This is a genomic window from Streptomyces sp. KL116D, assembly GCF_030766975.1.
GTDB classification, from domain to species: Bacteria; Actinomycetota; Actinomycetes; order Streptomycetales; family Streptomycetaceae; genus Streptomyces; species Streptomyces longispororuber_A.
Window position 1 is genome coordinate 21,405 of sequence record NZ_JASERH010000126.1, and the last position, 24,861, is coordinate 46,265.

21 protein-coding genes are annotated in these 24,861 nt (G+C 74.0%); 5 read left to right on the forward strand and 16 right to left on the reverse strand.

What is annotated here, in order from left to right:
- Positions 1–151: 151 nt before the first annotated feature.
- Positions 152–1,858 (reverse strand): VWA domain-containing protein, encoded by a 1,707-nt coding sequence (locus RBJ77_RS46220; RefSeq protein ID WP_372350443.1) that lies wholly within the window; start codon positions 1,856–1,858, stop codon positions 152–154.
- Between the two features lie 251 nt (positions 1,859–2,109).
- Between RBJ77_RS46220 and RBJ77_RS46225 the strand changes: the two genes are divergently transcribed.
- Positions 2,110–4,185 carry a PhoX family phosphatase gene (locus RBJ77_RS46225; RefSeq protein ID WP_372350583.1) on the forward strand — a complete coding sequence of 692 codons (2,076 nt, stop codon included), beginning with the start codon at positions 2,110–2,112 and terminating at the stop codon, positions 4,183–4,185.
- A gap of 85 nt (positions 4,186–4,270) precedes the next feature.
- On the opposite strand, the gene RBJ77_RS46230 is transcribed toward RBJ77_RS46225, so the two are convergent.
- The gene (locus RBJ77_RS46230; RefSeq protein ID WP_372350444.1) at positions 4,271–5,695 is read right to left on the reverse strand and encodes a hypothetical protein; all 1,425 of its coding nucleotides are present in this window, start codon (positions 5,693–5,695) and stop codon (positions 4,271–4,273) included.
- Between the two features lie 178 nt (positions 5,696–5,873).
- On the reverse strand, positions 5,874–6,860 hold the full coding sequence (locus RBJ77_RS46235; RefSeq protein ID WP_372350445.1) for a LysR family transcriptional regulator: 987 nt from the start codon (positions 6,858–6,860) through the stop codon (positions 5,874–5,876).
- A 148-nt stretch (positions 6,861–7,008) separates the two neighbouring features.
- On the opposite strand from RBJ77_RS46235, the gene snpA reads away from it, so the two are divergent.
- Positions 7,009–7,680, forward strand: a complete 672-nt coding sequence (gene snpA, locus RBJ77_RS46240) for a snapalysin (RefSeq protein WP_372350446.1) — start codon at positions 7,009–7,011, stop codon at positions 7,678–7,680.
- A gap of 241 nt (positions 7,681–7,921) precedes the next feature.
- On the opposite strand, the gene RBJ77_RS46245 is transcribed toward snpA, so the two are convergent.
- The 6 genes from RBJ77_RS46245 to RBJ77_RS46270 form a co-directional block, all read right to left on the reverse strand.
- Positions 7,922–9,904, reverse strand: coding sequence for an FUSC family protein (locus RBJ77_RS46245; protein WP_372350447.1), 1,983 nt, complete (start codon positions 9,902–9,904; stop codon positions 7,922–7,924).
- Between the two features lie 81 nt (positions 9,905–9,985).
- Entirely contained in the window at positions 9,986–11,023 is a 1,038-nt protein-coding gene (locus RBJ77_RS46250) for an endonuclease/exonuclease/phosphatase family protein (protein WP_372350448.1), read from the reverse strand.
- An 81-nt stretch (positions 11,024–11,104) separates the two neighbouring features.
- Positions 11,105–11,599 carry a hypothetical protein gene (locus RBJ77_RS46255; RefSeq protein WP_372350449.1) on the reverse strand — a complete coding sequence of 165 codons (495 nt, stop codon included), beginning with the start codon at positions 11,597–11,599 and terminating at the stop codon, positions 11,105–11,107.
- A complete protein-coding gene (locus RBJ77_RS46260; RefSeq protein WP_372350450.1) occupies positions 11,568–12,503 on the reverse strand; it encodes a hypothetical protein in 936 nt (311 codons plus the stop codon). The genes RBJ77_RS46255 and RBJ77_RS46260 overlap by 32 nt, the downstream gene beginning before the upstream one ends.
- Positions 12,504–12,573: 70 nt before the next feature.
- On the reverse strand, positions 12,574–13,425 hold the full coding sequence (locus RBJ77_RS46265; RefSeq protein WP_255979271.1) for an ABC transporter permease: 852 nt from the start codon (positions 13,423–13,425) through the stop codon (positions 12,574–12,576).
- Positions 13,422–14,396 (reverse strand): ATP-binding cassette domain-containing protein, encoded by a 975-nt coding sequence (locus RBJ77_RS46270; RefSeq protein WP_372350451.1) that lies wholly within the window; start codon positions 14,394–14,396, stop codon positions 13,422–13,424. The genes RBJ77_RS46265 and RBJ77_RS46270 overlap by 4 nt, the downstream gene beginning before the upstream one ends.
- 122 nt (positions 14,397–14,518) lie before the next feature.
- On the opposite strand from RBJ77_RS46270, the gene RBJ77_RS46275 reads away from it, so the two are divergent.
- Positions 14,519–14,959: an SH3 domain-containing protein gene (locus RBJ77_RS46275; RefSeq protein ID WP_372350452.1), complete on the forward strand. Its 441-nt coding sequence runs from the start codon at positions 14,519–14,521 to the stop codon at positions 14,957–14,959.
- 29 nt (positions 14,960–14,988) lie between these two features.
- On the opposite strand, the gene RBJ77_RS46280 is transcribed toward RBJ77_RS46275, so the two are convergent.
- Positions 14,989–15,405: a hypothetical protein gene (locus RBJ77_RS46280; protein ID WP_372350453.1), complete on the reverse strand. Its 417-nt coding sequence runs from the start codon at positions 15,403–15,405 to the stop codon at positions 14,989–14,991.
- 114 nt (positions 15,406–15,519) lie between these two features.
- Here RBJ77_RS46280 and RBJ77_RS46285 point away from each other — a divergent pair, with 114 nt between their 5' ends.
- The gene (locus RBJ77_RS46285; protein WP_372350454.1) at positions 15,520–16,155 is read left to right on the forward strand and encodes an NAD(P)-dependent oxidoreductase; all 636 of its coding nucleotides are present in this window, start codon (positions 15,520–15,522) and stop codon (positions 16,153–16,155) included.
- Here RBJ77_RS46285 and RBJ77_RS46290 read toward each other — a convergent pair.
- The 5 genes from RBJ77_RS46290 to RBJ77_RS46310 form a co-directional block, all read right to left on the reverse strand.
- Positions 16,083–17,372, reverse strand: coding sequence for a PP2C family protein-serine/threonine phosphatase (locus RBJ77_RS46290; protein WP_372350455.1), 1,290 nt, complete (start codon positions 17,370–17,372; stop codon positions 16,083–16,085). The genes RBJ77_RS46285 and RBJ77_RS46290 overlap by 73 nt on opposite strands.
- Before the next feature lie 82 nt (positions 17,373–17,454).
- Positions 17,455–18,861 carry a helix-turn-helix domain-containing protein gene (locus RBJ77_RS46295; RefSeq protein ID WP_372350456.1) on the reverse strand — a complete coding sequence of 469 codons (1,407 nt, stop codon included), beginning with the start codon at positions 18,859–18,861 and terminating at the stop codon, positions 17,455–17,457.
- 28 nt (positions 18,862–18,889) lie between these two features.
- Entirely contained in the window at positions 18,890–19,696 is an 807-nt protein-coding gene (locus tag RBJ77_RS46300) for a ParB/RepB/Spo0J family partition protein (protein ID WP_372350457.1), read from the reverse strand.
- Positions 19,696–20,457 carry a ParA family protein gene (locus RBJ77_RS46305; protein ID WP_372350458.1) on the reverse strand — a complete coding sequence of 254 codons (762 nt, stop codon included), beginning with the start codon at positions 20,455–20,457 and terminating at the stop codon, positions 19,696–19,698. The genes RBJ77_RS46300 and RBJ77_RS46305 overlap by 1 nt, the downstream gene beginning before the upstream one ends.
- Before the next feature lie 84 nt (positions 20,458–20,541).
- Positions 20,542–21,597, reverse strand: coding sequence for an Lrp/AsnC family transcriptional regulator (locus RBJ77_RS46310; protein ID WP_372350459.1), 1,056 nt, complete (start codon positions 21,595–21,597; stop codon positions 20,542–20,544).
- A gap of 147 nt (positions 21,598–21,744) precedes the next feature.
- On the opposite strand from RBJ77_RS46310, the gene RBJ77_RS46315 reads away from it, so the two are divergent.
- Entirely contained in the window at positions 21,745–23,661 is a 1,917-nt protein-coding gene (locus RBJ77_RS46315; protein ID WP_372350460.1) for a hypothetical protein, read from the forward strand.
- Between the two features lie 342 nt (positions 23,662–24,003).
- Here RBJ77_RS46315 and RBJ77_RS46320 read toward each other — a convergent pair whose 3' ends face one another.
- Entirely contained in the window at positions 24,004–24,810 is an 807-nt protein-coding gene (locus tag RBJ77_RS46320) for a DUF4389 domain-containing protein (protein WP_372350461.1), read from the reverse strand.
- Positions 24,811–24,861: the final 51 nt, after the last annotated feature.

Sequence of the window (24,861 nt, forward strand, 5' to 3'; positions counted from 1 at the left end):
CGCGGAGTGGCGCGGAGTAAGGGTTTCCGTCCGCTGAATCTAGAAATCGTAGCCGACATGGCGCGGCCGCCCGCGCGGTGTTTTACCGTGCGGACGGCCGTGGGCCTTCTTGTGGTTGTTGCTCGCGGTTGCCCGTGGTCGCCGGTGTGCCTTACGGGCGCCAGGTCGCCAGGAGGCCCTTGTACAGCTCGGCGTCCGTCAGCTCGCGCGGGGCCGGGCCCGCGTGGAAGTAGCCGGCGTTGTCCGCCTTCAGCTTGCGCAGGTAGTCGAAGCCCTTGGCGTCGGGGTCGCCGAACGCGACGAACTGGAAGTGGATCGGGCGGCTCGCCGCCTTCGCCAGGGCCTCGTTCGCCGGGCGCTGGACGTCCGGGGGGCCGTCCGTCTGGAAGACCACCAGGGCCGGGGCGGTCGGGTCGGCGCTCTTCTCGTGGTGGGCGACGACCTCCTCGATCGCGCGGTGGTAGCTGGTGCGGCCCATCCGGCCCGCGGCCGCGTGCCACTCGTCGATCTTGGTCTCGTACGTGTCGTCGAGCGTGAGGTCGCCCGTGGCGTCGATGTCCGTCGAGAAGAAGACGGTGTGGACGGTGGGGGTCTCGCGGGCGTCCAGGTGGGCGGCGAGGGCGAGGGTCTGCTCGGCGAGGGCCGCGGCGGAGCCGTCCTTGTAGTACGGGCGCATGGAGCCGGAGCGGTCCAGTACGAGGTAGACCGTGGCTCGGGTGCCGGTGAGGTCGCGCTTCTTCAGCTCTGCGCCGGCCGCCTTGTAGGCCGTGGCCAGGCCCGGGGCCCGGGTCTTCACGCGGGTGGCCGGGTGAGCGGGTTTGCCGTGGGCCGGGGCGGGGGTTTCCGCCGCGACGGGGTCGACGTCGTCGCTCTCTTCGGCGTGGGCCGGGGTTGCGGTTTCTTCGGCCTGTACCGGGGTTGCGGTTTCTTCGGCGTCGGCCGGGGCCGGGGTCTCTGCCGCGACGGGGTCGACGTCGTCGCTCTCCTCGGCCTGCACCGGGGGTGCGGTCTCTTCGGCCTGTGCCGGGACGGGGGTCTCTGCCGCGACGGGGTCGGCGCCCTCGTCCTCGGTGCGCGGCACCGGGGGCTGTGCCCACCCGTCCCGCCCTGCGGGACGATTGCCCACAGCGGTGGAGACTTCGGCCTCCGCGTCTTCGGCCGGTGCCGGGGTGTCGGCGGCGGTGGAGACTTCGGCCTCCGGCTCCGGTTCCGGTTCCGGCTGCTCGGCCTGCGCCTCGGCCTCGGCAGCGGGAGCAGCCTCGGTCTCGGCCTCCGGTTCCGGCTTCTCGGCCTGGGTCGGGGTGTCGGCGGTCGGGGCCGGGGTCTCGGCGGCCTGGGCCGAGGTCTCGGCCGTCGGGGCCAGGGTCTCGGGCTCCGGTTCGGTCGCCTGGGGCGGGACCTCGGTGGCGAGCGGCGTCTCGGGCTCGGGCTCCTGCGCCGGGGTCTCGGCGGCGGGCTCGTCGGCCTGGGCCGGGGGCTCGGTCTCGGCGGCGGGCTCGTCGGCCTGGGCCGGGACCTCGGGGGTCGGCTCCGGTTCCGTCGCCTGGGCCGGGACCTCGGGTGTGGTGGATTCGGCGGACGCCGGGGTGCGGGGTTCCGGGATCGGGTCCGGTGTGGTGCGGGACGGCTTGGGGACCGTCACGTTGTCGAAGGCCGCCGCGACCAGGTCGTCCGCGGCCTCGTCGTCCTTCGCCGCAGGCTCGGCCGGTGTCTCGCCCTTCGCGGGAGCGGGTACCTTCGGCTGTTCCGCGGATGCGGACGCGGCCGGCGTCGGCTCCTGCTCGGTGACGGCCGGTGCGGTCTCGTCCCGTTTGCGGGACCGCCCGAACGCGTTCCGCAGCAGATCCAGAATGCCCATGTGCGCAACCTTCCGCATGAGTTGTCCCCACGTCCCTGGAACCCCTGGCCAGGGCGGACACGTAAGGTTAGCCGCCGCCGACCGTGATCTTGGGAAGGGTCGGCCCGATCGGGGGAGCGCGCAACTGCCGCCCGCCCCGCACAGGTTCACCCCGCGTTCATCCGACGTCCCCCTCGCCGCACCTCTACGCGCCTAGCGTCACGCCCACACGGATCGCAAAGGGGAGGAAAAGCGTGCGCAAAACGCTGCCGATGGTCGAGGTCAACGGCGGGCATCCCGGGGGGCGTTCGGCGATGACCTGCCGGTTCCGGTGCGGTGACGCCTGCTTCGGCGAGGTGCCGAACACCAGCGACAACGAATACGTCGGCGACGTCATCGCCGGAGCCCTCAGCCGGCGCTCCCTGATGCGCACGGCCGCCGTGGTGACCGTGGCCGCCGCGGCGGGTTCGGCCGTCGTCGGCACGGGCGCCGCCCCCGCGCGGGCCGCCACCCCGTCGGCGTACGGGCACGGCGGTGGTGAACGCGGAGCGCGCGGCCTGCGGTTCACGCCCGTCGCGCCGAACACCGCCGACACCGTGACCGTCCCGGCGGGCCACGCGCAGAACGTCGTGATCCGGTGGGGCGAGCCCATCCTGCGCGGCGCGCCCGCGTTCGACCCGGAGAAGCAGACGGCCAGGGCGCAGGCCGGGCAGTTCGGTTACAACAACGACTTCCTGAGCCTGCTGCCGCTGCGCGGGGAGCGCGGCCGGCAGGTGCTCGTCGCCAACCACGAGTACACCGACGAAGTGCTGATGTTCCGCGGCTACGACCCGGCCAACCCGACGCGTGAGCAGGTCGAGGTGGCGTGGGCCGCGCACGGTCTGTCCGTCGTCGTGGTCGAGGAGAGCCGCAGGAGCGGCGCGCTGAACGCGGTCACCCGGCACCACCTCAACCGCCGGCTCACCGCCACCAGCCCGTTCCGGCTGTCCGGTCCGGTCGCGGGCAGCGCGCTCGTCCGCACGAAGGCCGACCCGCGCGGCACCACCGTCCTCGGCACGCTCAACAACTGCTCGGGCGGCACCACCCCGTGGGGCACCACGCTGCACGGCGAGGAGAACTTCAACCAGTACTTCGCCAACGCCCAGGACGTGACCGACCCGACGACCGCCGCCCGCCTCAAGCGGTACGGCGTCGCGGGCGGCGCCTCCGAGCGCAAGTGGGAGCGGTTCGACGAGCGCTTCGACCTCACCAAGGAGCCGAACGAGGTCAACCGGTTCGGGTGGGTCGTGGAGCTCGACCCGTACGACCCGGAGTCCACACCCCGCAAGCGGACGGCGCTCGGCCGGTTCAAGCACGAGGCGGCGCAGCCCCGGCTGACCGACGACGGGCGGCCCGTCGTCTACATGGGCGACGACGAGCGCTTCGACTACTTCTACAAGTTCGTCAGCAGCAAGCGCGTCGCCAAGGGCACCTCGCGCGCCGCGCACGAGCACAACCTGTCGCTGCTCGACGAGGGCACCCTCTACGTCGCCAGGCTCAGCGGGAACTCGCCCGCGAGCGAGATCGACGGCAGCGGGACTCTTCCCTCCGACGGGGAGTTCGACGGCTCCGGTACGTGGATCCCGCTCGCCACCGCCTACGCAGGCGGCCGGGCCGTCTCGCACGTCGACGGCATGACCGCCGACGAGGTCTACCTCTTCACGCGGCTCGCCGGTGACAAGGCGGGCGCCACCAAGATGGACCGGCCCGAGGACATCGAGCCGTCGCCGCGCACCGGCAAGGTGTACGTCGCGCTCACCAACAACACCGACCGCGGCAAGGCGGGCAAGGCCGGCGCCGACGAGGCCAATCCGCGCAACCTCAACAAGCACGGCCAGGTCCTCGAACTCACCGAGCACCGCGACCGCGCGGAGGCGCTGTCCTTCGGCTGGTCGCTTTTCCTGGTCGCCGGTGACCCGGAGGACCCGGCGACGTACTTCGCCGGGTTCCCGAAGGAGCAGGTCAGCCCCATCTCCTGCCCGGACAACGTCGCCTTCGACCCGCACGGCAACCTGTGGATCTCCACGGACGGCAACCAGCTCGGCTCCCACGACGGCCTGTTCGGCGTCGCCACCCGCGGCGAGCGGCGCGGTGAGCTGAAGCAGTTCCTCACCATGCCGAACGGCGCCGAGACCTGCGGCCCGCTCGTGCAGGACCGGCGCGTGATCGTCGCCGTGCAGCACCCGGGCGAGGTCGACGGCGCCTCCGTCGAGAAGCCCGCGAGCGCCTGGCCGGACGGACCGGGCCGGATCGTGCGGCCCTCGGTGGTGTCCGTGTGGCGCGAGGACGGCCGCGACATCGGCGTCTGAGCGGGCATGGCTGTTGGGGCGCTCCCCCGTGGGCGCCCCAACAGCCGGTCCGTGTCCGTGAGTTACGTGCTCCGCGTGTGTCGCGTCAGTTGTGGTTCTTGCGGCGGTACATAGCGAAGCCCAGGCCGGCCGCACCGACCGCCGCCGCGCCGGCTCCCGCCGCGATCAGCGGGGTGCTGTCGGTGCCGCCCGAGGTGTGCGCCGAGACGTTCTCCGCGCCCGCCTTCACCCCGCCCTGGGGGAGGGTGCGGGTCCCGGTGCTGCTGCCGGTGCCGGTGTTGCCGCTGGTGCCGCTGCCGGAGTGCGTCCGCGGGGCCGGCTCGGTGTGCTGCGTCTTCTTGTGGGCGGCGTCCAGCCACGACGTGACGGCGCCGTTCGGCTTCAGGGCGACGTGCAGGCCGTTGTTCTGGCCGTACGCCGTCCTGTTGTTCGCGTCGAGGGTGTCGATCCGCTGGCCGTGGGCGAAGACGTCGGCCTGGTAGTGGCAGGTGTCCAGCTTGTAGACCTTGGCGACGGAGACGCCGTCGGCGAGCCGGACCGTCTTCACGTACTGGCGCTTGTGGTCCGGGGCGGGCTTCGCGTCCTTCTTCGCGGTGACCTTGCCGTCGCTGGTCAGCGTGAACGTGTAGTTGTCGATCTTGGTGGACTTGCTGCCGTCGAAGGCCGTGAGGTGGCCCTTGACCGTGCCGTGGTGCGAGATGTCGGCCTTGGCGGCCCGCGCCGACGCGTTCACCTGGACCTTCGCGGACCAGCCGTCGGCGAACCTCTGCACGCCCTTGGACTCCCAGCCGCCGACGACCGGGTCCTTCGCGTCCTTCTTCGCGGTGACCTTGCCGTCGCTGGTCAGCGTGAAGGTGTAGCCGTCGATCTTCTTCGTGGCGTCGTCGACGTACGCCGTGAGGTGGCCCTTGACCGTGCCGTTCCGGGAGAGGTCGGCCTTGGCGGTGCGTGCCGACGCGTTGACCTTCACGTCCGCGGTCCAGCCGTGGCCGAGGTCCGTGGTGCCCTTGGACTCCCAGCCGCCCGGGACCGGGGGCTGCGTCCGGTCGCCGCTGGAGTCCTGGTCGGCGGTGAGCTGCCCGTCGGGGGTGAGCTGGAAGACGTAGCCGCCGGTGGTGGTCGTGGCCGTCGAGCCGTTGGCCTTGAGGGTGGTGACCAGGGCGCCTGCCTTGAATATGTCGGCCTCCGCGCCGTTGCCGCCGACGCTGTAGACCTTGGCGGAGAAGCCCTCGGCCAGGTCGGTCGACCTGATCAGCTGCCGCGCGTTCTGGTCCGTGCCGTTCTGGTCCGTGCCGTTCTGGTCCGGGGTGGCCTGGTCCTGGCCGTCGGTGCCGTTCTGGCCCTGGTCCTCGTTCTGGTTCTGGTTCTGGTTCTGGTTCTGCGACTGGTCGTCGGAGGCGACCGGCTGGGGCGTGGTGTCCGCGAACGCGGCCGTGGCGGGGACGGCCAGTGCGGCGATGGCACCGGTGGCGATGGCGGCGGTGCGGAAGGTGCGTCGGGTGGCGCGCATGGGTGCTTCCCTCGTGGCTCGTGCCGGCCTTGCGGCCAGTGACTCAATGTCCGTGTCTGCGCCTTTTGCGGCGTCGACGGATATGAAGTTAGAGCCGCCACATGTGCGTGGTCCGTCGGTCGTGTAACAGCCGTGCCGACACTCGCCCGCGCTCCGGTAACTGGCGCGAAACCGCAGGTCAGGCCGGGTCCTGGACCTTGGGCCCGATTGTCGTGGGACCAAGGTCGGTGCCCAGGTGCGCGAGGCGTTCCCGGTAGGCGGGGGACTGCCGCGCCGCCTCCCAGTACGCGGCCCGCAGCTGCGGGTGGACCGCGTCGAGCACGGCCTCGGTGCGGGCCGCCAGCAGCAGGCGTACGCCGACGGGGTCGCCGTGCAGCGGACGGACCGCCATGTCGGGGCGGGAGCGTGAGGTGGGCTGGCAGAGCGTGACCACCTCGCCGGTGGCGACGAGAGAGGCCGCGGTGAGGTAATCGCCTTGCAGGACACGGGGGTTGAGGCCGGCCGCGCGCAGGGCCCGCAGCAGCCCGTCCCACTCGCCGTCCACCGTCGGGTCGACCATCCACCGGTCGTCGGCCAGATCGCTGAGGCGGACGACCGGCTGGCGGGCGGCGGGGTGGTCGGTGGCGAGGGAGACGAACTGGGGCTCGCGCTCCACCAGGACCCGGCAGACGAGTCCGGCCGGGATCCGCAGCGGATGGCCCTCGACCTCGTGCACGAACGCCACGTCGAGGCGGTCCTCGTCGACCATGCGCAGCAGGGCGTGCGCGGAGACGTCCATGCGCAGCGTCGGCTCGTCCGCGTCGCCGGGCGGGCCGGTGCGCAGGCGGCGCAGCCAGCCGGGCAGGGCGCGGCTCGCGGTGGAGCCGATCCGCAGCCGGCCCGCTGCCTCGGCTGCCGCGGCCGCCGCCGCGCGGGTCTCGTCGACCAGGCCGCGCAGCCCCTCGACGAGCGGTCGGGCCCGGGTGAGCAGGACGCGGCCGAGCGGGGTGGGGCGGCAGCCGGTACGTTCCCGGGTGAACAGCCGGCCGCCGAGGAACTCCTCCACGCGGCGCAGTTGTGTGCTCAACGCGGGCTGGGTCATGCCCAGTTGGCGGGCGGCCTTGTGCAGGCTGCCGGTGTCCTCGATCACGCACAGGACGCGCAGGTGGCGCACCTCCAGCTCCATGGAGGTCGAGGGTAGGGCGGGTGTCGCGGCCACGCCAGGCGGCAACTGGCCGCTCCCGGAACGGCGTTGGTGGGTGATAACCCCGTGTTATCGCCAAGTGCCATCATTCCCACGGGCCCCGCGCGCCCCCACACTCTCTTGCATGACCATGACACCACCCCCCACGTCCAAGGTCGTCCGTCTCCTCGCGTGCGCGTTCGGCGCGGGGCTCACCGTCACCGCGCTCGCGGCCGGGCCCGCGACCGCATCCCCCCAGGCCACCGCCCCCGCACAGGCCCGTTACACCGGGTCCGCGGAGGACGCCGCCGCCAACAAGGCGTTCTTCGAGGCGGTCGTGAAGTCCGTCGCGGCCAAGCGCGCCGCGCACCCCGGTGCCGCGGCCGTCACCGTCACGTACGACGCGTCCGGCGCACCCAGTTTCCAGCAGCAGATAGCGAACAGCGCGTCCATCTGGAACGCGTCCGTGTCGAACGTGAAGCTCCAGGCGTCGTCCGGCGGAGGTGACTTCGCGTACTACGAGGGCAACGACGCGCGCGGGTCGTACGCCTCCACCGACGGGCACGGCGGCGGCTACATCTTCCTGGACTACGCGCAGAACCAGCAGTACGACTCGACGCGCGTGACGGCGCACGAGACCGGGCACGTGCTGGGGCTGCCGGACCACTACGAGGGTCCGTGCAGCGAGCTCATGTCCGGGGGCGGGCCCGGGCCGTCCTGCACGAACCCGAACCCGGACGCGAACGAGCGGGCCCGGGTGAATTCGCTCTGGGCCAACGGTCTGGCGAAGGCCCTCCGGGGGGCGGGGGTGACGATCGGGTAGGCCGTGTGACGCCGCCGGCTGCGGGGCGGTGGGGCTTCTCGCGCAGTTCCCCGCGCCCCTGAAGCCGGTCCCGGCTGCCGGGTTGCGTTCTCGTCGCGGGCCGCGGCTCTCGTCGTGGTTGCTCGCGCAGTTCCCCGCGCCCCTGGAGCATGCGGCTCCGCCGCAGCTCCATCGGGCGCCCCTGAGATGGCGCACGCAGTGCGCATCTCAGGGGCGCGGGGAACTGCGCGGCCAGCCACACTCAGCCCGCGGTCGGCAGCTCGGCGGTGGGCCCTCCCCGGACGCCGATCGCGCGGGCGGCCGCGACCTCCTGGCGGACGTGTTCCAGGACTCCGTCCCGGGGGCCGGCCGGGCCGAACTCGGCGCGGACCTCCTCCAGGGTCACCGAGGACCGGATCCCGTCCGCGAGCTCCCGCAACTGCACCGCCACCTCGGCCACCTCCCCGGACCCCGGAGGCGCCGAACCGTGCCGCACCCGGACCCGCGCCGCGGTGGTCGCGTCCACGATGCGCTCCACCGCGACGACGAGGGGCCACCAGGCCGCCGCCCGCCTCCCCGTGGGCGGCGGCTCGGTGAGTGCCCGCTGGAACTCGGCCCGGACCACCGACAGGTCCCGGTACAGGCGGCGCCGCATCCGCGCCCGGTCGGCCGCGTCCACGTCCCCGCCCGAGGCGGAGCCGAACGCGCACTCCACGTACGCCGCCGTGTCCGCGACCGCGTCCGCGAGCCGGTCGCCGATCCGGGTGTGCCAGCTCTCCGGCCACAGCAGATAACCCGCCACGAGCGCGATCGCGCACCCCATCAGGCTGTCCAGGAGCCGCGGCCACAGCAGGGCCGTGCCCTGGTGGTTGAGGATGTCCGACAGGAGCAGGATCACCGGGGTGATGGCCGCCGTCTGGAAGCCGTAACCGCGCGGGGTGAGCGCCGGGATCAGCGGCGCGAGCAGCACCATCGCGGGCACGTCCCACCAGCCGAGCGGCACCTCCGAGAGCACGGCCGCCGCCACGACCAGGCCCACCGCCGTGCCGAGCGCGCGCAGCACGGCCCGCGAGAACACCGACCCGAAGTCCGGCTTCATGACGAACGTGATCGTCAGCGCCACCCAGTACGAGCGCGGCACCGGGACGATCGAGACGAGTGCCTGCGCGATGCCGATGCACAGGGCAAGGCGCAGCCCGTACCGCCAGGAGGCGCCGGACAGCAGGACGTTGCGGACGCCGCGGCGCAGCCGCACCCGCAGCGCCGCCGGGCGGCCGAGCCGGTCGTCGACGTTGGTGAAGTCGGCGTCGCCGCGCCGGGAGGCGACCTCGGCGGCGTGCCGCAGCGCGTGGTTGACGGCGCGCGACGCGGGCCCTTCCGGCTCGGGCAGGCCGAGCGGCTCCGGTCCGACGGGCCGCCCGGCGGCGATGGCGTCGGCGATCCTGCGTACCGCGGCGGGCACGGCGGGCGGCAGCGGGATCCCGCACTGGTGGGCGGCGGGCGCGGCCTCCACGACGGGGGTCACCGCGTTCAACTGGCTGACCAGGCGCACCAGTTCCGGATTGCGGCCGTGCGCGAGCGTGCGCCGGGAGAGCACCAGGTCGTAGGCCTGGTTGAGGGACTGGGTGACCGCGATCCGGGTCTCCGCGTACGGGAGGGGGTCGCCGGCGGCGGCCTCCAGGAGGTTGGCGACACCGCGGTACGTCGCCGCGACCGCGGCCCGCTCCGGGACACCGCCGCGCAGCGGCCACGCGAGCAGGGTGAGCAGCAGGACGAGCAGGCCGCCGCTCGTCATCAGGAGGGGCGCCAGCCACCATGCGCCGGGCATCGGCAGGCCCGCGCCCACCACGCAGTTGAGCAGCAGGAGCAGTCCGGAGACGGAGGCGACCGCGCCGATCGTGGAGATCATCCCGGACACCAGGGCGACCGCCGTGACCACCACGACCGCGAGCCAGCCCTGGCCGAAGACCAGCGACCCGACCGTCACGCCGAGCGCGCCGAACAGCTGCGGCACGGCGATGTTGAAGATGCGCATCCGGTAGGCGTCGGCGGTGTCGCCGATGACGCCGGACAGGGCGCCCATCGAGGCGAGGGCGCCGTAGGCGAACCGGTCCGTGGCCAGGCCCACCGCCAGCGGCGCGGCCATCGCCACGGCCGCCCTCGCCACGGCGGCCCACGGGACGGGCGCGCGCTGCGGCTTCAGGGTTCTGGCCAGCCAGTCCGGGGGCGTGAGGTGGGGCGGCATGCGGTCATTATGCGATCTTTCGGTCAGCCCACGGGATGCCGCCCCTGACCTCGCTCCTCAGCCGCCGGATCAGCCGCCGGATCAGTCGCCGGAGGTGCTCGGCGGTGTGTGCAGCGTCAGGTCCGCCAGTACCGCCCGGTGGTCGGTGTCCGCCAGTTCCAGGAAGCGCACGTCCTCCGCAGAGAAGTCCGGGCCCACCAGCACGTGGTCGATCTGGGTGCCGAGCGGGGCGGGGGCCGAGGACGGCCAGCTCGGGGTGCGGGAGGCACCGGCCAGCCGGCTCGCGTCGCGCAGCGAACCCGCGGCGAGGATCCGGCGGAACGCCGCGTGGTCCTGCGTCGCGTTGAAGTCCCCGGCGACGACGGTCGGTTCGTCCGCGCCGTGCGCCGCGAAGTCCGCGAGCCGGCCCAGCTCGCGCCGCCACACCCCGGTCTGCCCCGGCAGCGGCGGCATCGGGTGCGCCAGCTGGAGCCGCACGGAGTGCCCCCGCACGTCGGCCGTCGCGCCCGGCATGCCCATCGTCCCGGCCACCCCGGGCGCCGCCTTCAGCGGGAACACGCTGAGGATCACGGAGCCCTCGGAGCCGCCCGCCCGCACGGCCTGCCGGTAGGGGTAGGCGGTCTCCAGGGAGTCGCGGGCCAGCGAGTCCTGGCACTCGTAGTCGCACTCCTCGACGAAGACGATGCCGGGCCTGTGCCGGGTGATCGCGTCGATCAGCGCGTCGGTGCCGCGGCCGAACTGCACGTTCGAGGCCAGCACCCGGATGCCGGAGACGGGTGCGCTGCTCGGCTCGGAGTCCGATCCGTACGGCTCCATGAACCAGGCGAGCGAGCCGAGCACGACGACGCCCCACACCATGCCGGTGCGCCACCGCGAGAGCAGGGCGATGAGCAGCGCCGCCACCGTCGGCACCGTCAGCCAGGGCAGGAACGCGAGGAGCTGCGGCACGGGCGTGATGCCGTCGGTGTCCGCGGCGCGGCAGCCGGCGACCGCGCTGACCCCGGCCAGCAGCAGCCCGGCCGCCCACGCACCGGCCCTGCCCACGCGGCGGCGCCCGGCGTCCTGGGGTGCGTACCCCAGGGCGTCGGGCGCTTCGTCGGTGATGTGGCCCTGGTCCAAGGTCCGGCCTTCCGTCGGGAGTTCAGCTGGGGATGTCAGCTGGATCCTCCCGGTAAGACGGCCGGGCGGGCCAGAAGGTTCTCAGGCGGTCCGGCGGCTGCCGCCGGTGTCGGTGGCCAGCGCCCAGATGACGAAGACGCCGATGCCGATGGAGATGACCGACCAGATCGGCGCGTAGGGCAGGAACATGAAGTACTCGACGATGTAGAGCGCGGCGAGGCCGATGCCCGCGCCGCGCGCCCAGTCGGAGCCCTTGAGGATGCCCCAGCCGGTGACCGCCACGAGGATGCCGACGACCAGGTGGATCCAGCCCCACGTGGTGAGGTCGAAGGAGTAGAGGTAGTCGCCGACGCGGCCGTAGACGTCGTCCCTGGCGATGCCCGAGATGCCGTTGAGGATGCCCAGGGCGCCGCTGACCAGCATGAGGACGCCGGCGAACACCGTGCCGCCGGTGGCCCAGCCGCTGCCCGCGCCGTCGCCGCGGGTGGGGTCGGGGGTGCGCTTGCGGTGGTCGGCGGACCAGGCGGCGGGGTCGGGGCCCGGGTCAGGTGTTGCGTTGGGGGTGGTCTGGCTCATGGTGGGTGCCTCCTCGCGTCACCGGAATGTTCGCTCCGGGGTCGTCCGACGGCACGTCAGGAGCGGCCGAACGGGTGCCGGGCAGCCCGTACCTGCCGGTCAGCCACGACGCGAGCGCCACCGCGGCGGCCACCCCGACGATCACCCACGAGGCGGTCCGCATCGACGACGTCAGCGCGTCGTAGACGGCGCCCGCCGCCGCCTTGTCGGAGGCCGTGGACAGGTCGTCGAGGGTGAGCGAGCGGGCGATCGTCAGCGCGAGGAGGAGGGCGGCCGCGCCCAGCGCCGCGCCGAGCGCGGTCCAGGTCACCGCGGTGCGCCGGCGGACGGCGAGCGCCAGGCCCGCGACGGCGAACACGACGGCGGCCAGCGGCAGCCACAGACCGGCGACCTGGAGCATCCGGATCCCCTTGCGCAGCGTGTCGAGGTCACCGGCCGACATGAGGGTGATCTCGGTGTGGGTGACCGGGATCTGCGCCGCGAACGGCACGCCGTCGGCCTCCAGCTGCCGTTTGACCTGCTCGGTGACGGGGGCCAGGTCGATGGTGACGGCGTCGGTGCTGCCGTCGTCGAGGGCCTGCTGCACCGCGTCGTGGGCGGCCCGGTTCGCGGTGTTCCACGCCGTGCGGAACGCGGCGGTGTCGGTGAACGAGACGACCGCGTCGTGCAGGTACTGCTCCAGCGTCGACTGGAGCGGGCCGACGTCGATGTTCTTGAGGATCCCGGTGGTCACCGCGTCCGCGACCGCGCTCCGCACCGCCGGGTCCTCGGCGAGCGGCGCCATCGCGGCGACGTACCGGTCGCCGTCGCCGATCTCGTACTTCGCCCAGGTGGACAGCGTGCCCAGCGGCACCAGGAGGCAGGCGAGGACGAGGAGGACGGTCGAGGCGGTTCGTCGGATCACCGTTCCAGGCAAGGCCCCGGCCGCGCCGGACGCGACCGGGGACGGGCATACGGCCTACCGGCCGCCGCGCTCACTTGCGGTTGTAGAGCCGCATCGTCACCGGCCCGAACACGGCCACGAGCAGCGCCGCCCAGCCCAGCGACCAGAGCACCTCGGACGTGGGCCAGTCGCCCTCCATCAGGCCGCGCACGGCGGACGCGACGTGGGTGACCGGGTTGTTGTTCACGAACGCCTGCAGCCAGCCCGGCATCGTCTCCGGCTTCACGAAGATGTCGCTCAGGAACGTCAGCGGGAAGATCACCATCATGCTGACGCCCATCACGGACTTCTCGGTGCGCAGCAGCAGCCCGAACATCGTCCAGATCCAGGAGAACGCGAACGAGAAGACGAGCAGCAGCGCCACGCCCGCCAGCACGCCGGGGACCCCGCCGTCCGGCCGGAAGCCCATGACCAGGCCGACCACGAGCAGCACGACGGACGCGATCGTGTAGCGCAGGGCGTCGCCGAGCAGATAGCCGACCATGACCGCGGGCCGCCAGATCGGCAGCGTACGGAACCGGTCGAAGACGCCCTTCTCGATGTCGGTGTTGACCGAGACGCCGGTGTACATCGTGATCATCACGACCGACATCACGAGGATGCCGGGGAGCAGGTACTGGATGTACTCGCTCGGAGAGCCGGCCAGGGCGCCGCCGAACAGGTACGTGTACATCAGCACCATCATGATCGGGAACGCCGTGACGTCGAAGAGCTGCTCCGGCACGTGCTTGATCTTCAGGATCGCCCGCCAGCCGAAGGTGAGCGATGCGGACAGGGCGCTCGGCCGCGGCGGGCGCTCGGTGGCGACGAGCAGCGCGGCGAGGGATTCGGCGCTGACCGGCGCGAGTTCCTGCGCCTCGACGGTGGGGGTGGTGGTGCTCATGCTGTCGCCTCCTCGGGCGTGCGGTCGGTCAGGGCGAGGAACACCTCGTCGAGGCTGGGCTGGCCGAGGGAGAAGTTGTCGACGGTGATGCCGGCCGCGGCCAGCTCGGCGAGGGCGCGCGAGGCCTGCTCGGCGGCGCCGCGGTCGCTGTCGGAGACGCGCGCGGTGAGCGCCACCGGGTCCGGCTCCAGCTGCACGTGCGCGTCCAGGGCCGTGCTCAACAGGCGCTCCGCCTCCGGGCGTCGGTGCGCGTCGCGCAGCCGGACGTGGACGGAGCCCGCGCCGACCGACGACTTCAGTTCGCCCTTGGTGCCCTCGGCGATCACCCGGCCCCGGTCGATCACGGCGATCCGGGCCGCCAGCTGGTCGGCCTCGTCCAGGTACTGGGTGGTCAGCAGGACGGTGGTGCCCTGGGCGACGACCGCGCGGACGATCTCCCACACCTGGTTGCGGCTGCGCGGGTCGAGTCCGGTGGTCGGCTCGTCGAGGAAGAGCAGATCGGGGGTGTTCAGGATGGACGCGGCGATGTCGATGCGCCGCCGCATGCCGCCCGAGTAGTTCTTCACCTGGCGTCCCGCGGCGTCCAACAGGCCGAAGGCGCTGAGGAGTTGGTCGGAGCGGGCCGCCGCGGCCCGGCGGCCGTGGCCGGTCAGCCGGGCCAGCAGGACCAGGTTCTCGTGGCCGGTCAGGTCCTCGTCCACCGACGCGTACTGCCCGGTCAGGCTGACCCGGGAGCGGACCGCGTCGGCCTCGCGCGTCACGTCGTGCCCGAAGACGTGGGCCTCGCCCGCGTCGGGCCGCAGCAGCGTGGCGAGCATCTTGACGGTGGTGGTCTTGCCCGCGCCGTTCGGCCCGAGCACGCCGTAGACGGTACCGGCCGGGACGGTCAGGTCGACGCCGTCGACGGCGCGGGTGTCTCCGAAGACCTTCACCAGGCCCGCGGTCTCGATGGCGATGGTGCTCGTGCTCATGTCGGGTGCCCCTCTCGGTCACGTCACAGAGGAAGACCCGCGGCGCCGCCAGAACTCATCGCTCCGGTGGAGCACTGGGCCGAACGGGTGTTTCCTGGACGTGGGGAGCTAGGAGGCCGATCATGCGCCGAACGACTCCGGCCGCTCTTGCCGCGGCGACCCTGCTGACGGGCGGCGTGCTCGCCGTCACCGCCGCGGTCCCGGCCAGTGCGAACAGTGGTGGCGACGTCGTCTGGGGGACCGTCGTCTCCCGGTCCGACCTCAACCTCCGCTCGGGACCGAGCACTTCGGACGCCGTCGTCTACCGGATGGCGCCGGGCAGCGTGGACCGCATCGAGTGCGCGACCGGCGGCTCGTCGGTGCACGGGAACTCCACCTGGTACTGGTTCACCGGCGCCCACGGCTGGGCCAGCGCCGCCTACGTGGACACCGGCGGACGCTCCGTGCCCAGCTGCGACGGCTCCTCGGTGCCGTGCCCGCCCGACGGACAGCAGCAGGGCGGCAGCCCGAGCGGCTGGTGGTTCCGCTCGGACTACCGCGTCGAGTTCGGGGTCACGTACTAGGGCGACGGGCCCTGGTCACGCGGGCACCGTCACACGTACTCGCTCGCCGAGTAGTAGCGGTAGTACGTCGCCGTGAACGTGGCGGCCGCGATCATCGCGCCGAACACCACCGACCACAGGATCGCCGGGTTCGACAGGCTGTGCAGGAAGCCGACGGCGACGCCCGCGAAGACCGCCCAGGCGCCGGCCCGCGCGAGGAAGTGCCGGCCCGCCTGCTGCTTCGACCAGTGGTGGATGCCGAAGCAGAGCGCCGCGACGAGGATGCCGGTGACGAAGCCCAGCGCGATGTTGCCGCCGGTGACCTCGCCGCCGAACCGCTGGATGCTCGCCGCCCAGAAGCCGTACGCGATGCCGGCGAGAACCGGCAGGACGACGGCGGCACTGGTCGGGGAGAGGGCCGCGCCGCCGGTGCGACGTCGGGGTGCGGGTGCCGCGTGCTGAGCCATGACTGGCTCCTTTCTGCGTGCCCCCCTGGTACCCCCCGTCCCGTCTTCCATTGACCGCCGGTGGCGTACGTTCCGCAACATGCGGGAGCCGGGCCGCCGTGTTTCGCTGAGGCCATGAACATCCTGCTGCTCGGCGCCACCGGCATGGTCGGCAGCCGCATCGCCGCCGAGGCCGTCGGCCGGGGCCACCGGGTCACCGCCGTCAGCCGCTCCGGCGGCTCCCCCGTGCCCGGCGTCACGGCGGCCGCCGCCGACGTCACCGACCCGCTGAAGGTGGGCGAGCTGGCCGCCGGCCACGACGCCGTGGGCTCCGCGATCGCACCGCCGCGCGACGGCTCCGACCCGCAGGCGCCGTTCCTCGCGCTCAACCAGATCCTGGTCGACGGGGTGCGCAGGTCAGGGGTGTCCCGGCTGGTCGTCGTGGGCGGCGCGGGCAGCCTGGAGGTCGCTCCCGGGCAGGCGCTGGCCGAGCAGCCCGGCTTCCCGGACGCCTACCTCGGCGAGGCGCTCGCCCACCGCGACGTCCTCGCCTATCTGCGCACGGTCGACGACCTGGACTGGACGTACATCTCACCGGCCGCCGAGATCGCGCCGGGCGAGCGCACCGGCGAGTTCCGGATCGGCGGCGACCGGCTCATGACGGATCCGGCGGGCAACAGCCGGATCAGCGCCGAGGACTACGCCGTCGCCTTCGTCGACGAGATCGAGCGGGACGCCCACTCCAGGGGCCGGATGTCCGTCGCGTACTGACCCCGGCCGTCGTACAGGGCGGCGTCCTCGGCGCTGGCGAAGGCGCTCGTACGGGACGCCGTCCGCCGGATCACGGTGACCGCCGCGTCGTCGGACGGCGGGCCGTGCCGGTGCGCGTGCAGGTCCTCGGCGAGCAGCCGCAGCAGCGCGCCGGGCGGCGCCTGCGCGATCTCCGGGGTGATCAGCCGGGCCATCCGCTCCCGTACGGGATAGAACGCGCCGGACGCGTCCCGGCACTCGGTGACGCCGTCGGTGAACAGCACGAGCGTGTCGCCGGGGCGCAGCGGCAGCCGCACCGTCTCCGGGGCGTCGCCGCCCAGCGGGCCCATGCCCAGCGGCAGGCCGGGCGGCAGCTCGGGGGTGCGCACGGAGCCGTCGGGGGAGACGAGCAGCGGCGGCTCGTGCCCGAAGTCGACGACGTCGACGTACTCCGCGGCGGGGTCGGGCGGGAAGTGCAGCAGCAGCGCGGTGGAGAAGGCGTCGGCGCGCTCGCTGTCCTGGGTGACGCGGGTCCACGCGTTGTAGCGCTGCATGGCGATCTCCAGGCGGTGGGCCACCTCCGCCAGCGGTTCCTCGTGGTAGGCCGCCTCCCGGAACGCGCCCAGCAGCGACGCCGACGCGGACACGGCGGGCAGGCCCTTGCCGCTGACGTCGCCGAGCACCGCGCGCAGCCCGTACGGCGAGGGCTGGAAGTCGTACCAGTCGCCGCCGACCCGGGCCGAGCGGGCGGCCGGCTGGTAGAAGTCGGCGATGTGCACGTTCTCGACCCGGTCGGGCAGCACCCGCATCACCGCGCGCTGGGTGGCCTCCGCGATGTCCGTGAGGGCTTGCAGCCGGCTCTGCTGGGCCTCCCTGCGGCGCGCGATGAGCACGCCGAGCAGTCCGCCGGTGCCGATCATCAGCGGGCCGAGCACGGCGATGCCCCCGGACGGCGAGGGCGAGAGGGTCTGCAGCCCCAGGTAGGTGAGCAGCAGCGCCCCGCTGACGACGGCGGTGGCCATGACGGGTGCCAGCAGCGCCACGACCACGGGCACGAGGCCGAACAGGGCGCGCGAGCGGAAGTCGGTGGGCGTGGCCAGGTCGAGGGCGACGATCCCGGCGACCAGCACCACGACGAGCCCCACGAGCGCACTCCAGCCGCCCGTGGGACGGTCGGCGCCGAGCCGGGTCTCAGGGTGCGGTGGCGGGCAGTAGCTGCTGGAGCTGCGGAAGGGCATGGCAGGGTCCAGGTTGCGGGGATTTCGTCGTCGGGAGTAGGGCCCAAAGTCCGTGCGGGCGGTGAGATCCCCGTCTCACCGCTCAGTGCGCGGGTACGGCCACGAACCGCGAGGTGACGTGCAGGTCGGCCGCGATCCGCCCGGCCGTCTCGTGCAGCGCCGCCGCCCAGGCGTCCGGCTCGCCGCGCCGGCGGTGCGCGGTGACGTCGAGCGCGGAGACGACCCGTCCGGCCCGGTCCAGGACCGGCACGGCGACCGACCGCAGCCCGTCCTCGGGACCGTCCGTGACGGCCGGGTCGGCGCCGTCGGCCAGCACGCGCCCGGCGGCCGTGGCGTCGGCGGGCAGCCGGGTGCCGACGCCGATGTCGACGCTCATGACGCGGCGCGGCGCGACCCGCGCGGTGCAGCGCACGGACTCCCCGTCGGGCACGGAGAGTCCCACCGACTCGCCGATCCGCTCGGAGAGCGCCGCCAGGTGCGGGGCGGCGATGCGCGGCAGCGTCGTCCGGGACAGCGGGGCGCAGCCGAGGGCGAGGACGCGGGGCGTGAGCCGGTAGCCGCGGTCCTCCCGGACCACGTGGCCGAGGTGCTCGTACGTGATGAGTGCGCGGCGGGCCGTGGCCCGCGCCAGGCCGGTCGCCTCGGCGATCTGGGCGAGGGTGAGGACGGGGCGGGCGGCGTCGAAGGCGGTGAGGACGCGCAGGCCGCGGGCGAGCGACCGCACGGCCGCGGGGGGCTCCTCGTCGGCCGCGGGACCGCGCCGGGGCGGCTCGGCGGCGGGCGGGGCGGCCTCGGCCAGCACCGACTCCATGGCCCGGACGCACGCGACCAGCGGCTCCGCGACCGCACCGGCGAGGTCCGCCGCCGTGTGCCGGCTGGTGTGGCTGACCACGCTCACCGCGCACACCACGCGCCCGGACGGGTCGCGCACCGGGACGGCCACCGCGACCAGCCCCGGCTCGACCAGCTGGTCGTCCACGGCGAGCGGCAGCCCGCGCCCGAAGACGAGGCCGGGTGCCGATCCCTCGCCCGGCAGCAGGTCGCCGACCCGGAAGCTGATGGACAGGGCGCGGCGGCGCAGCACCTGGTGGACGAAGCGGATGTCGGGGCCGTCCGGGACGGCGAGGGAGACCGATTCGTCGAGGTCGTCGGCGAGCCGGTCGGCGAGCGGTCCGAGCAGTCCGGGCAGCCGCAGCGCGTCGAGGCAGGCGTTGGCGACGGCCATCAGCGGCGGGGCGAGCGTGGCGTCCCGCCCGTCGAGGCGTACGTAGCCGAGCCGGTCCAGGGTCGCGCAGATCCGGTCGACCGTGGCGCGGGCGAGGCCGCTGACCCGGGCGAGTTCGGCGAGGGCGAGCGTGCCGTCCGCGTCCGTGAGGTGCCGCAGCACGTCGAGGCCGCGGATCAGCGGGGCGACGGCCTCGGCGGGCGGATCGGTCAGGGACGGGGACGGCGCGGTCGGCGCGGTCGGCACGGTCGGCACTTCGAGCACGCGCCCACCGTAAGCGACCCGGGCGGCGCTATCGGCTGAGCAGGGCCACCACGCGGTCGAGGGCGGCCGGTGCGAGGTGGCGGCGCAGGGCGTCCACCACGTCCTCGGGGGTGCCCCGGCTGTCGATCGTGATTACGCCGTAATCGCGGCCGCGCTTCTCCTTGCGGGCGGCGGGGACCGTCGGACCCTGCTCCTCGCCGGGCAGCGCCTGGTCGTCCTTCGGGAGGCGGGCGATGCGGCGGGCGTCCTCGATGGAGACGCGGCCGTCGGCGAGGGCCTCCTGGATGTCGTCGCGCAGCTTCATCAGGGACAGGCGCTGCGAGATGAATCCCTGGGTCTTGCCGATCCGGGCGGCGACCTGGCGCTGCGAGTAGCCGTACGCGGTGATGAGGCCCTGGATGGCCTGGGCCTGCTCCAGTTCGGTGAGGTCGTCGCGCTGGACGTTCTCGATGAGCGCGTCCTCGTCGGAGCGGCTGGCGTCCTCCCTGACCAGCACCGGAACCTCGTCCAGGCCCGCCATCCGTGCGGCGGCCAGCCGCCGGTGGCCGTGCAGGACGACGTAGGGGGCGGTGCCGACGGCCTCCTTGTGGTGCGGGTGGGCGGCGAGGAAGACGGCGGCCGGGACGACGCCGAGGGCCTGGAGGACGCCGCGTTCGCGGACCGTCTCGGCGAGGCCGTCGAGGTCGCGCAGCTCGTGGCGGGGGTTGTCGGGGTTCTCGGTGAGGTCGGTGACGGCGACCGTGAGGGGCTTGCTGTCGCGCGCCCTGCGCGGGGCGGGCGCGGTGTCCTTGGCGTCGGTGGCCAGCAGGGACGACAGGTCGGTGCGGCGGCCCATCAGACGGTCACCTTCTTCTTCGCGTTCTTCTTGGCGCGGCGGGCGGGCTTGGGGATCGCGGCGAGGCCGACCTCCAGGGCGAGGCGGAAGAAGTCCTCGCGGGCCTGGAGGGCGACGCGGTTGGCGCCGTACTGGGTGACGACGAGGCCGTCGGCGCTGGCGCGGGTGTGCAGCTTGTAGTGGCGCACGACGGTGCGGGCCAGTGGCCAGCCCTGGCCCTCGACGAAGGCGCGGGTCTGCTCCAGGTCGGCCTTGCCGTCGCGCGGGTCCCAGTTGTTGATGACGACGCGGAAGGGCAGGCCGCGCGGCTTCACGACGCGTTCGACGGTGCGCTGGGTGGGCTGGAAGCCGAGCGGTTCGGGCTCGACGGGGACGATGACGTCGGTGGCGTTGGAGAGGACCGCGCGCAGGGCGTCGGCGGCGGCGCCCTTGCCGAGCGGGTCGGCGCCGTCGTCCTCGGCGAGGTCGAGCCAGCCGGGGGTGTCGACGAAGACGTGCTGGGCGGACGGGATCCGGGACAGGGCGGCGAGGCCGGCCAGGTCGTCGTGGGCCTGCACGAAGTCGAAGGGCAGGCCGTCGCCGACGCGCTCGGACCACCACACGGCGGAGCCCTGCGGGTCGATGGAGACGGCGACGACCGGCGGCTGTCCCGCGTCGGGGGCGCCGCCGAGGACGTCCGCCGTCACGGCGGCGAGGTTCACGGCGAGCGTGGACTTTCCGACGCCGCCCTTCTGGTTGAGGATCACGTGTACGTGGGCCACGAATGCTCCCTAAAAGGGTTATTTGGGGCGGGTGTTCGTGGTCACTGTGGCAGCGCGGCGGTCCGCGGGCCGGTGTACACGCCGTCAGGCGCGCGGGTTGATGCCCCAGATGTCCGGCGGGACGAGCCGCTCGCGCAGCCCGTCGGGGGTGAACACGTGGCCGCCGAGCTTGTGCACGCGCAGCGAGAGCACGGTGTCCGCGACGCGCAGTCCGGGGACCTTGCGGGTCAGTTTCTGCGTGTACTCGGGCAGCTGCTCGACGCGGTTCAGCCAGGCGCAGGCGAACAGGTTGTGCGGTCCGGTGACCGCCGTGACGGTGCGGGTCTCGCGCAGCCGGGACACCGAGGCGGCGGCGGTGGAGAGCTGGTCGGGCGGCACGTCGGCGCAGACCAGGCACCAGACGGGGAAGCCCGAGTGACGCGGGGTCACCTCGGTGCGGTAGAGCACGGCGCCGGTCGTCTCCAGCCGGCTGAGCCGGCGGCGCACGGTCGACTCGCTGGTGCCCACCCGCTGGGCGAGCGCCGCGACGCCGCCGCGGCCGTCGTCGGCGAGGGCGAGCAGCAGCCGCTGGTCGACCTGGTCGGGCGGCCCCGGGCGGGCCGCGGTGCGGACGGAGCGGACCAGCCGGCCGGTCAACTCCCTTACGTGGCGCAGCTGTTGGGGCGAGAGCTGGTTGAGGCGGGGCGGAATGGCCGGGCCGTACATCCCGGTGATGACGTGCGTACGGGTGGCACGCACGCCCGGCAGCCGGTGCAGCCGCTCCATGAGGTAGCGGTCGAGGGCCGCCGCGTCCGGGCGGGCGACGTACAGGACGAGGTCGGCGCGGCCGGCGACCTGGTGCACGGTCAGGGTGCCGGGGTCCTCGGCGAGTTCGGCGGCCGTGGCCGGGACGGTGCCGGCCGCGCACTCGACCAGGACCCACGCGGCGCACAGCGCGGGGCTGCCGGTGACGAGCGCCCCCGGCAGCACGCCCGACCAGGCATGACCGCGTGCGGTGAGCCGGGCCCAGCGCCGCGCGAGGGTGTCGGCGGCGGGCCCCAGCGCGGCCGAGAGCTGGGTCCAGCCGGCCCGCGGGGCGATCTGCAATGCGTGGATCAGGGTGAGATCGACCTCGGAAACGGCGGATTCCCGTGTACCCACGAACTCTCCTCGGCGGTAATCCCGACAACCCCGGGACGGTTCGCCGCACGGTACGAACATGGGCCTCAGGCATATGCATTCAATCGGGCACGCAGTACCCATGACCACTAAGCGTGCCTTAATCGCGGAATCTGGGGGCACGGATCCATGGCACTGGACGACTCGGATCAGCGACGTCCTGGGCACGGCGGGGGTCATCTGGTGGGGCGTGGCAAGGAACTGGCGGCGCTGCTCGCCCGCCTGGCCACGGCCCGCCTGGTGTCCCTGACCGGCCTGCCGGGGGCCGGCCGCACCCGGCTCGCCCGCGAGGCCGCCGCCCAGACGCGCCGCGAGCTGGTCTGGGAGACCGGCGCCGGCTACGAGCCGGAACAGCTCGACGGCGTCGCCGCCCGGCTGCGCCACCGGCTCGGCGGGCGCCGGGGCGCGCTGCTCGTGCTCGACGACTGGGAGGCGCTCGGCGGGGCGGGCACCGCCTTCGTCGCCTCGCTCCTGATCGACCTGCCGGGTCTGACGGTCCTGGTCGTCGCGGACCGCCCCCGCCATCTGCGCGGCGAGTCCGTGGTCGTGCTGCCGCCCCTGGCGGTGCCGCCCGCCGGCTGCGCCCCCGCGGACGTCGTCCGGTACGAGGCCGTGGAGCTGCTCGCCGACGCGTTCGGCGAGGCGGCCGTGGCCCGGGACCCGCAGGGGGCGGCGGAGCTGTGCCGGAGGTTCGGCGGGGTGCCGGGGCCGCTGCTCGAAGCGGCGGCGCAGTGGCTGCCGGGCGGCCGGGCCGCGGCCGGGATCCCGCCCGGCCCGGGCCAGTTGGAGTCGGCCGAGCGTTCCTACGCGCACTGCTCCCGCGTCGAACGCCTGCTGTGGCGCCGACTCGCCGTCTTCGAGGGCGACTTCGAGCGCGACACGGTCCGCGCGGTCTGCGGCTCCGGGGCGCTGCCGTCGGCCGAGGTGCTCGGCATCCTCGACCGCATCGCGCCGCACGTCCTGCTGCGTGATCCGGACACCGGCCGCTACCGGCTGCCGCCCGCCCAGCGGACGGTGGCCACCCGCGCGTCGGACCTGGAGGGCGATCGCTGGTCGGTCGTCCTGCACCACCGGCGCTGGGCCGCCGGAGTCGCCCGGCAGGCCGCCGAGTGGTGGAGCGCGGGCCGCCAGGACGAGGCCCGCGCCCTCGCGCTGCGCGAACTCCCCGATCTGCGGGCGGCCATGGACCCGGCGACCGGGCCGCTCTCCCCGCACGTCGAATCGGGCACCGCCCTCGACGTGGTCGTCGGCCTCTGGTTCCTGTGGACGGCGTGCGGCCGCACCGCCGAGGGCCGCGAACGGCTCCGGCACGCCCTCGCCCTGCACCAGGCCCCGGCGCCGCCTAGGGCGCTGTGGCTGGCGGCCTGGCTGGAGCTCGACCTCGGCTCGCCCGAGGCCGCCGATCCGCTGCTCGCGACGGCCTGGGCGGCGGCCGTCCGGGAGGGCGACGAGCACTGCCTCGGCCTCCTCGCGCACCTGCGCGGGTCGGTGGCGCTCTGGCAGGGCCGGCCCGACGCGGCCGTCGCCGAGTACCGCGACGCCCTCGAACTCCTCGGCGACATACCGGACTTCGGGCCGGGGCCGGCCGGCTGCCGCGCCTCGCTCGCGCTCGCCCTGGTCCGTACGGACCCGGAGGCCGCGCTCGACGCGGCGCTGGGCGGTCCCGGCGGGCCGGGGCTCGTGCGGGACGCGTGGGCGGAGGCGTGGGTGCGGTACGCGCGGGCCGAGGTGTTGCGCTGGGAGGGGGATGCCGGGGCCGCGCGGCTCGCGCTCTCCGCGCTGCGCACGTTCCTGGACTACGGGAACGTGGTCGGGGCGGTGTGCGCGGGGGAGTTGCTGGCCGATGCGGCGGTGCTGCGCGGTGACGTCCTGGAGGCCGCGCAACTCCTCGGCGCGGTCGACGCGTTGTGCCGCACCACGCCTCCGGCGCCGTATCGGGAGCCGGTGCGGCGGCGGATCGAGGCGGCGCTCACGGGCACGGGTTGGGCGACGGCGTACGCGGCCGGGGGCCGCATCGGGTTGGCGGGTCTGGTGGGTCTGGGGTGAGGGCGCGTGTGCGGGCCGGTGGGGGCTGGTCGCGCAGTTCCCCGCGCCCCTGAAATGCCGACTGCGTCTGCCGTACGGGGGTTTCGTCGCGGGCTGCGGGCGGGTGGGGCTTCTCGCGCCGTTCCCCGCGCCCCTGGAGGGCATGCGGCTTCGCCGCAGCCCCCAGGGGCGCCCATGAGATGGCGCACGAAGTGCGCATCTCAGGGGCGCGGGGAACTGCGCGAGCAACCACGACGAAAGTCGCACTCGGCAGACAACCAGTGATGGCTACGGCGGGTAGCCGTGCTGTCAGGGGCGCGAGCAACCACGGCGAGAGTCGCGCGCGGCACGTGGTGGGCGGAGTTACGGCGACTGGACCGCCGTGGCGACCTCCGTCGGGGTAGCCGAGCGCAGCGTGTTCGTGGACCAGCCCGCCAGCCCCAGCACCAGGAACGCCCCCACCAGCACCTTCCCGACCCCACCCACGAACAACGGCCGAGTCGCCGAAGGCCCCCGCACCGTGCCCAGCACCGCATCCGCCGCCCCCTGATCCCCGAACAGCCGCTTCGGGTACGACGACGTGAGCAGCAGCACGTACGCCCCCAGCCGCATCCGGTACCGCAGCACCGCCGCCGTCGCCTCGAACAGCGGCAGCGGCATCCGGCCGAGCGCCAGCACCACCAGCCACGACACGAACGACACCGCCCACCACCCCGCCGTCGCCAGCGCCGACACGAGCGCCGCCGGGATCACCAGGAGGAGCCGGAAGAGGACGGCCGCCCGGTTGAGCGCGGTGGAGTGCAGCCGCACCTGCACCGGGTAGCCGGACCGTTCCGCCAGTTCGAACGGCGGATAGCGGCCCGTCAGCAGCATCGCCGCCGCGTTGACCCGGGTGTCGTAGCGCAGGAATCCGCCCAGCCAGCGCTCCGTCGGATCGGGCAGCCGGCCGAGGAGCAGGGCCGCGCACCACGCACCGATCGCCACGAAGAACGTCGCGAGGGAGAGGACGAGCAGGACGACGGCGTGCGGGAGGAGGAGCAGCAGGCGGAGCAGGACCGCCGCGCGGTTCTGCCGGCCGGGCGGCGGGATGTCGAGCTCGGGCAGGGGCTCGGCGCCGGGGACCAGGGGCACGGTCCCGTAGTGGCCGGCGTGGGGGGAGGGGGCAGCCATGCCGCCACTGTGCACAAACCCGCAGGCCAGGGCATCCGCTGAGGTCCGAAG

What these genes read in the sequence shown, in the direction of transcription:
- RBJ77_RS46225 (WP_372350583.1), top strand. Translation starts at nt 2,110, where the DNA reads ATGGTCGAGGTCAACGGCGGGCATCCCGGGGGGCGTTCGGCGATGACC.
- snpA (WP_372350446.1), top strand. Translation starts at nt 7,009, where the DNA reads ATGACACCACCCCCCACGTCCAAGGTCGTCCGTCTCCTCGCGTGCGCG.
- RBJ77_RS46300 (WP_372350457.1), bottom strand. Translation starts at nt 19,696, where the DNA reads ATGGGCCGCCGCACCGACCTGTCGTCCCTGCTGGCCACCGACGCCAAG.
- RBJ77_RS46255 (WP_372350449.1), bottom strand. Translation starts at nt 11,599, where the DNA reads ATGAGCCAGACCACCCCCAACGCAACACCTGACCCGGGCCCCGACCCC.
- RBJ77_RS46220 (WP_372350443.1), bottom strand. Translation starts at nt 1,858, where the DNA reads ATGGGCATTCTGGATCTGCTGCGGAACGCGTTCGGGCGGTCCCGCAAA.
- RBJ77_RS46275 (WP_372350452.1), top strand. Translation starts at nt 14,519, where the DNA reads ATGCGCCGAACGACTCCGGCCGCTCTTGCCGCGGCGACCCTGCTGACG.
- RBJ77_RS46245 (WP_372350447.1), bottom strand. Translation starts at nt 9,904, where the DNA reads ATGCCGCCCCACCTCACGCCCCCGGACTGGCTGGCCAGAACCCTGAAG.
- RBJ77_RS46290 (WP_372350455.1), bottom strand. Translation starts at nt 17,372, where the DNA reads ATGCCCTTCCGCAGCTCCAGCAGCTACTGCCCGCCACCGCACCCTGAG.
- RBJ77_RS46230 (WP_372350444.1), bottom strand. Translation starts at nt 5,695, where the DNA reads ATGCGCGCCACCCGACGCACCTTCCGCACCGCCGCCATCGCCACCGGT.
- RBJ77_RS46235 (WP_372350445.1), bottom strand. Translation starts at nt 6,860, where the DNA reads ATGGAGCTGGAGGTGCGCCACCTGCGCGTCCTGTGCGTGATCGAGGAC.
- RBJ77_RS46285 (WP_372350454.1), top strand. Translation starts at nt 15,520, where the DNA reads ATGAACATCCTGCTGCTCGGCGCCACCGGCATGGTCGGCAGCCGCATC.
- RBJ77_RS46265 (WP_255979271.1), bottom strand. Translation starts at nt 13,425, where the DNA reads ATGAGCACCACCACCCCCACCGTCGAGGCGCAGGAACTCGCGCCGGTC.
- RBJ77_RS46315 (WP_372350460.1), top strand. Translation starts at nt 21,745, where the DNA reads ATGGCACTGGACGACTCGGATCAGCGACGTCCTGGGCACGGCGGGGGT.
- RBJ77_RS46280 (WP_372350453.1), bottom strand. Translation starts at nt 15,405, where the DNA reads ATGGCTCAGCACGCGGCACCCGCACCCCGACGTCGCACCGGCGGCGCG.
- RBJ77_RS46270 (WP_372350451.1), bottom strand. Translation starts at nt 14,396, where the DNA reads ATGAGCACGAGCACCATCGCCATCGAGACCGCGGGCCTGGTGAAGGTC.
- RBJ77_RS46320 (WP_372350461.1), bottom strand. Translation starts at nt 24,810, where the DNA reads ATGGCTGCCCCCTCCCCCCACGCCGGCCACTACGGGACCGTGCCCCTG.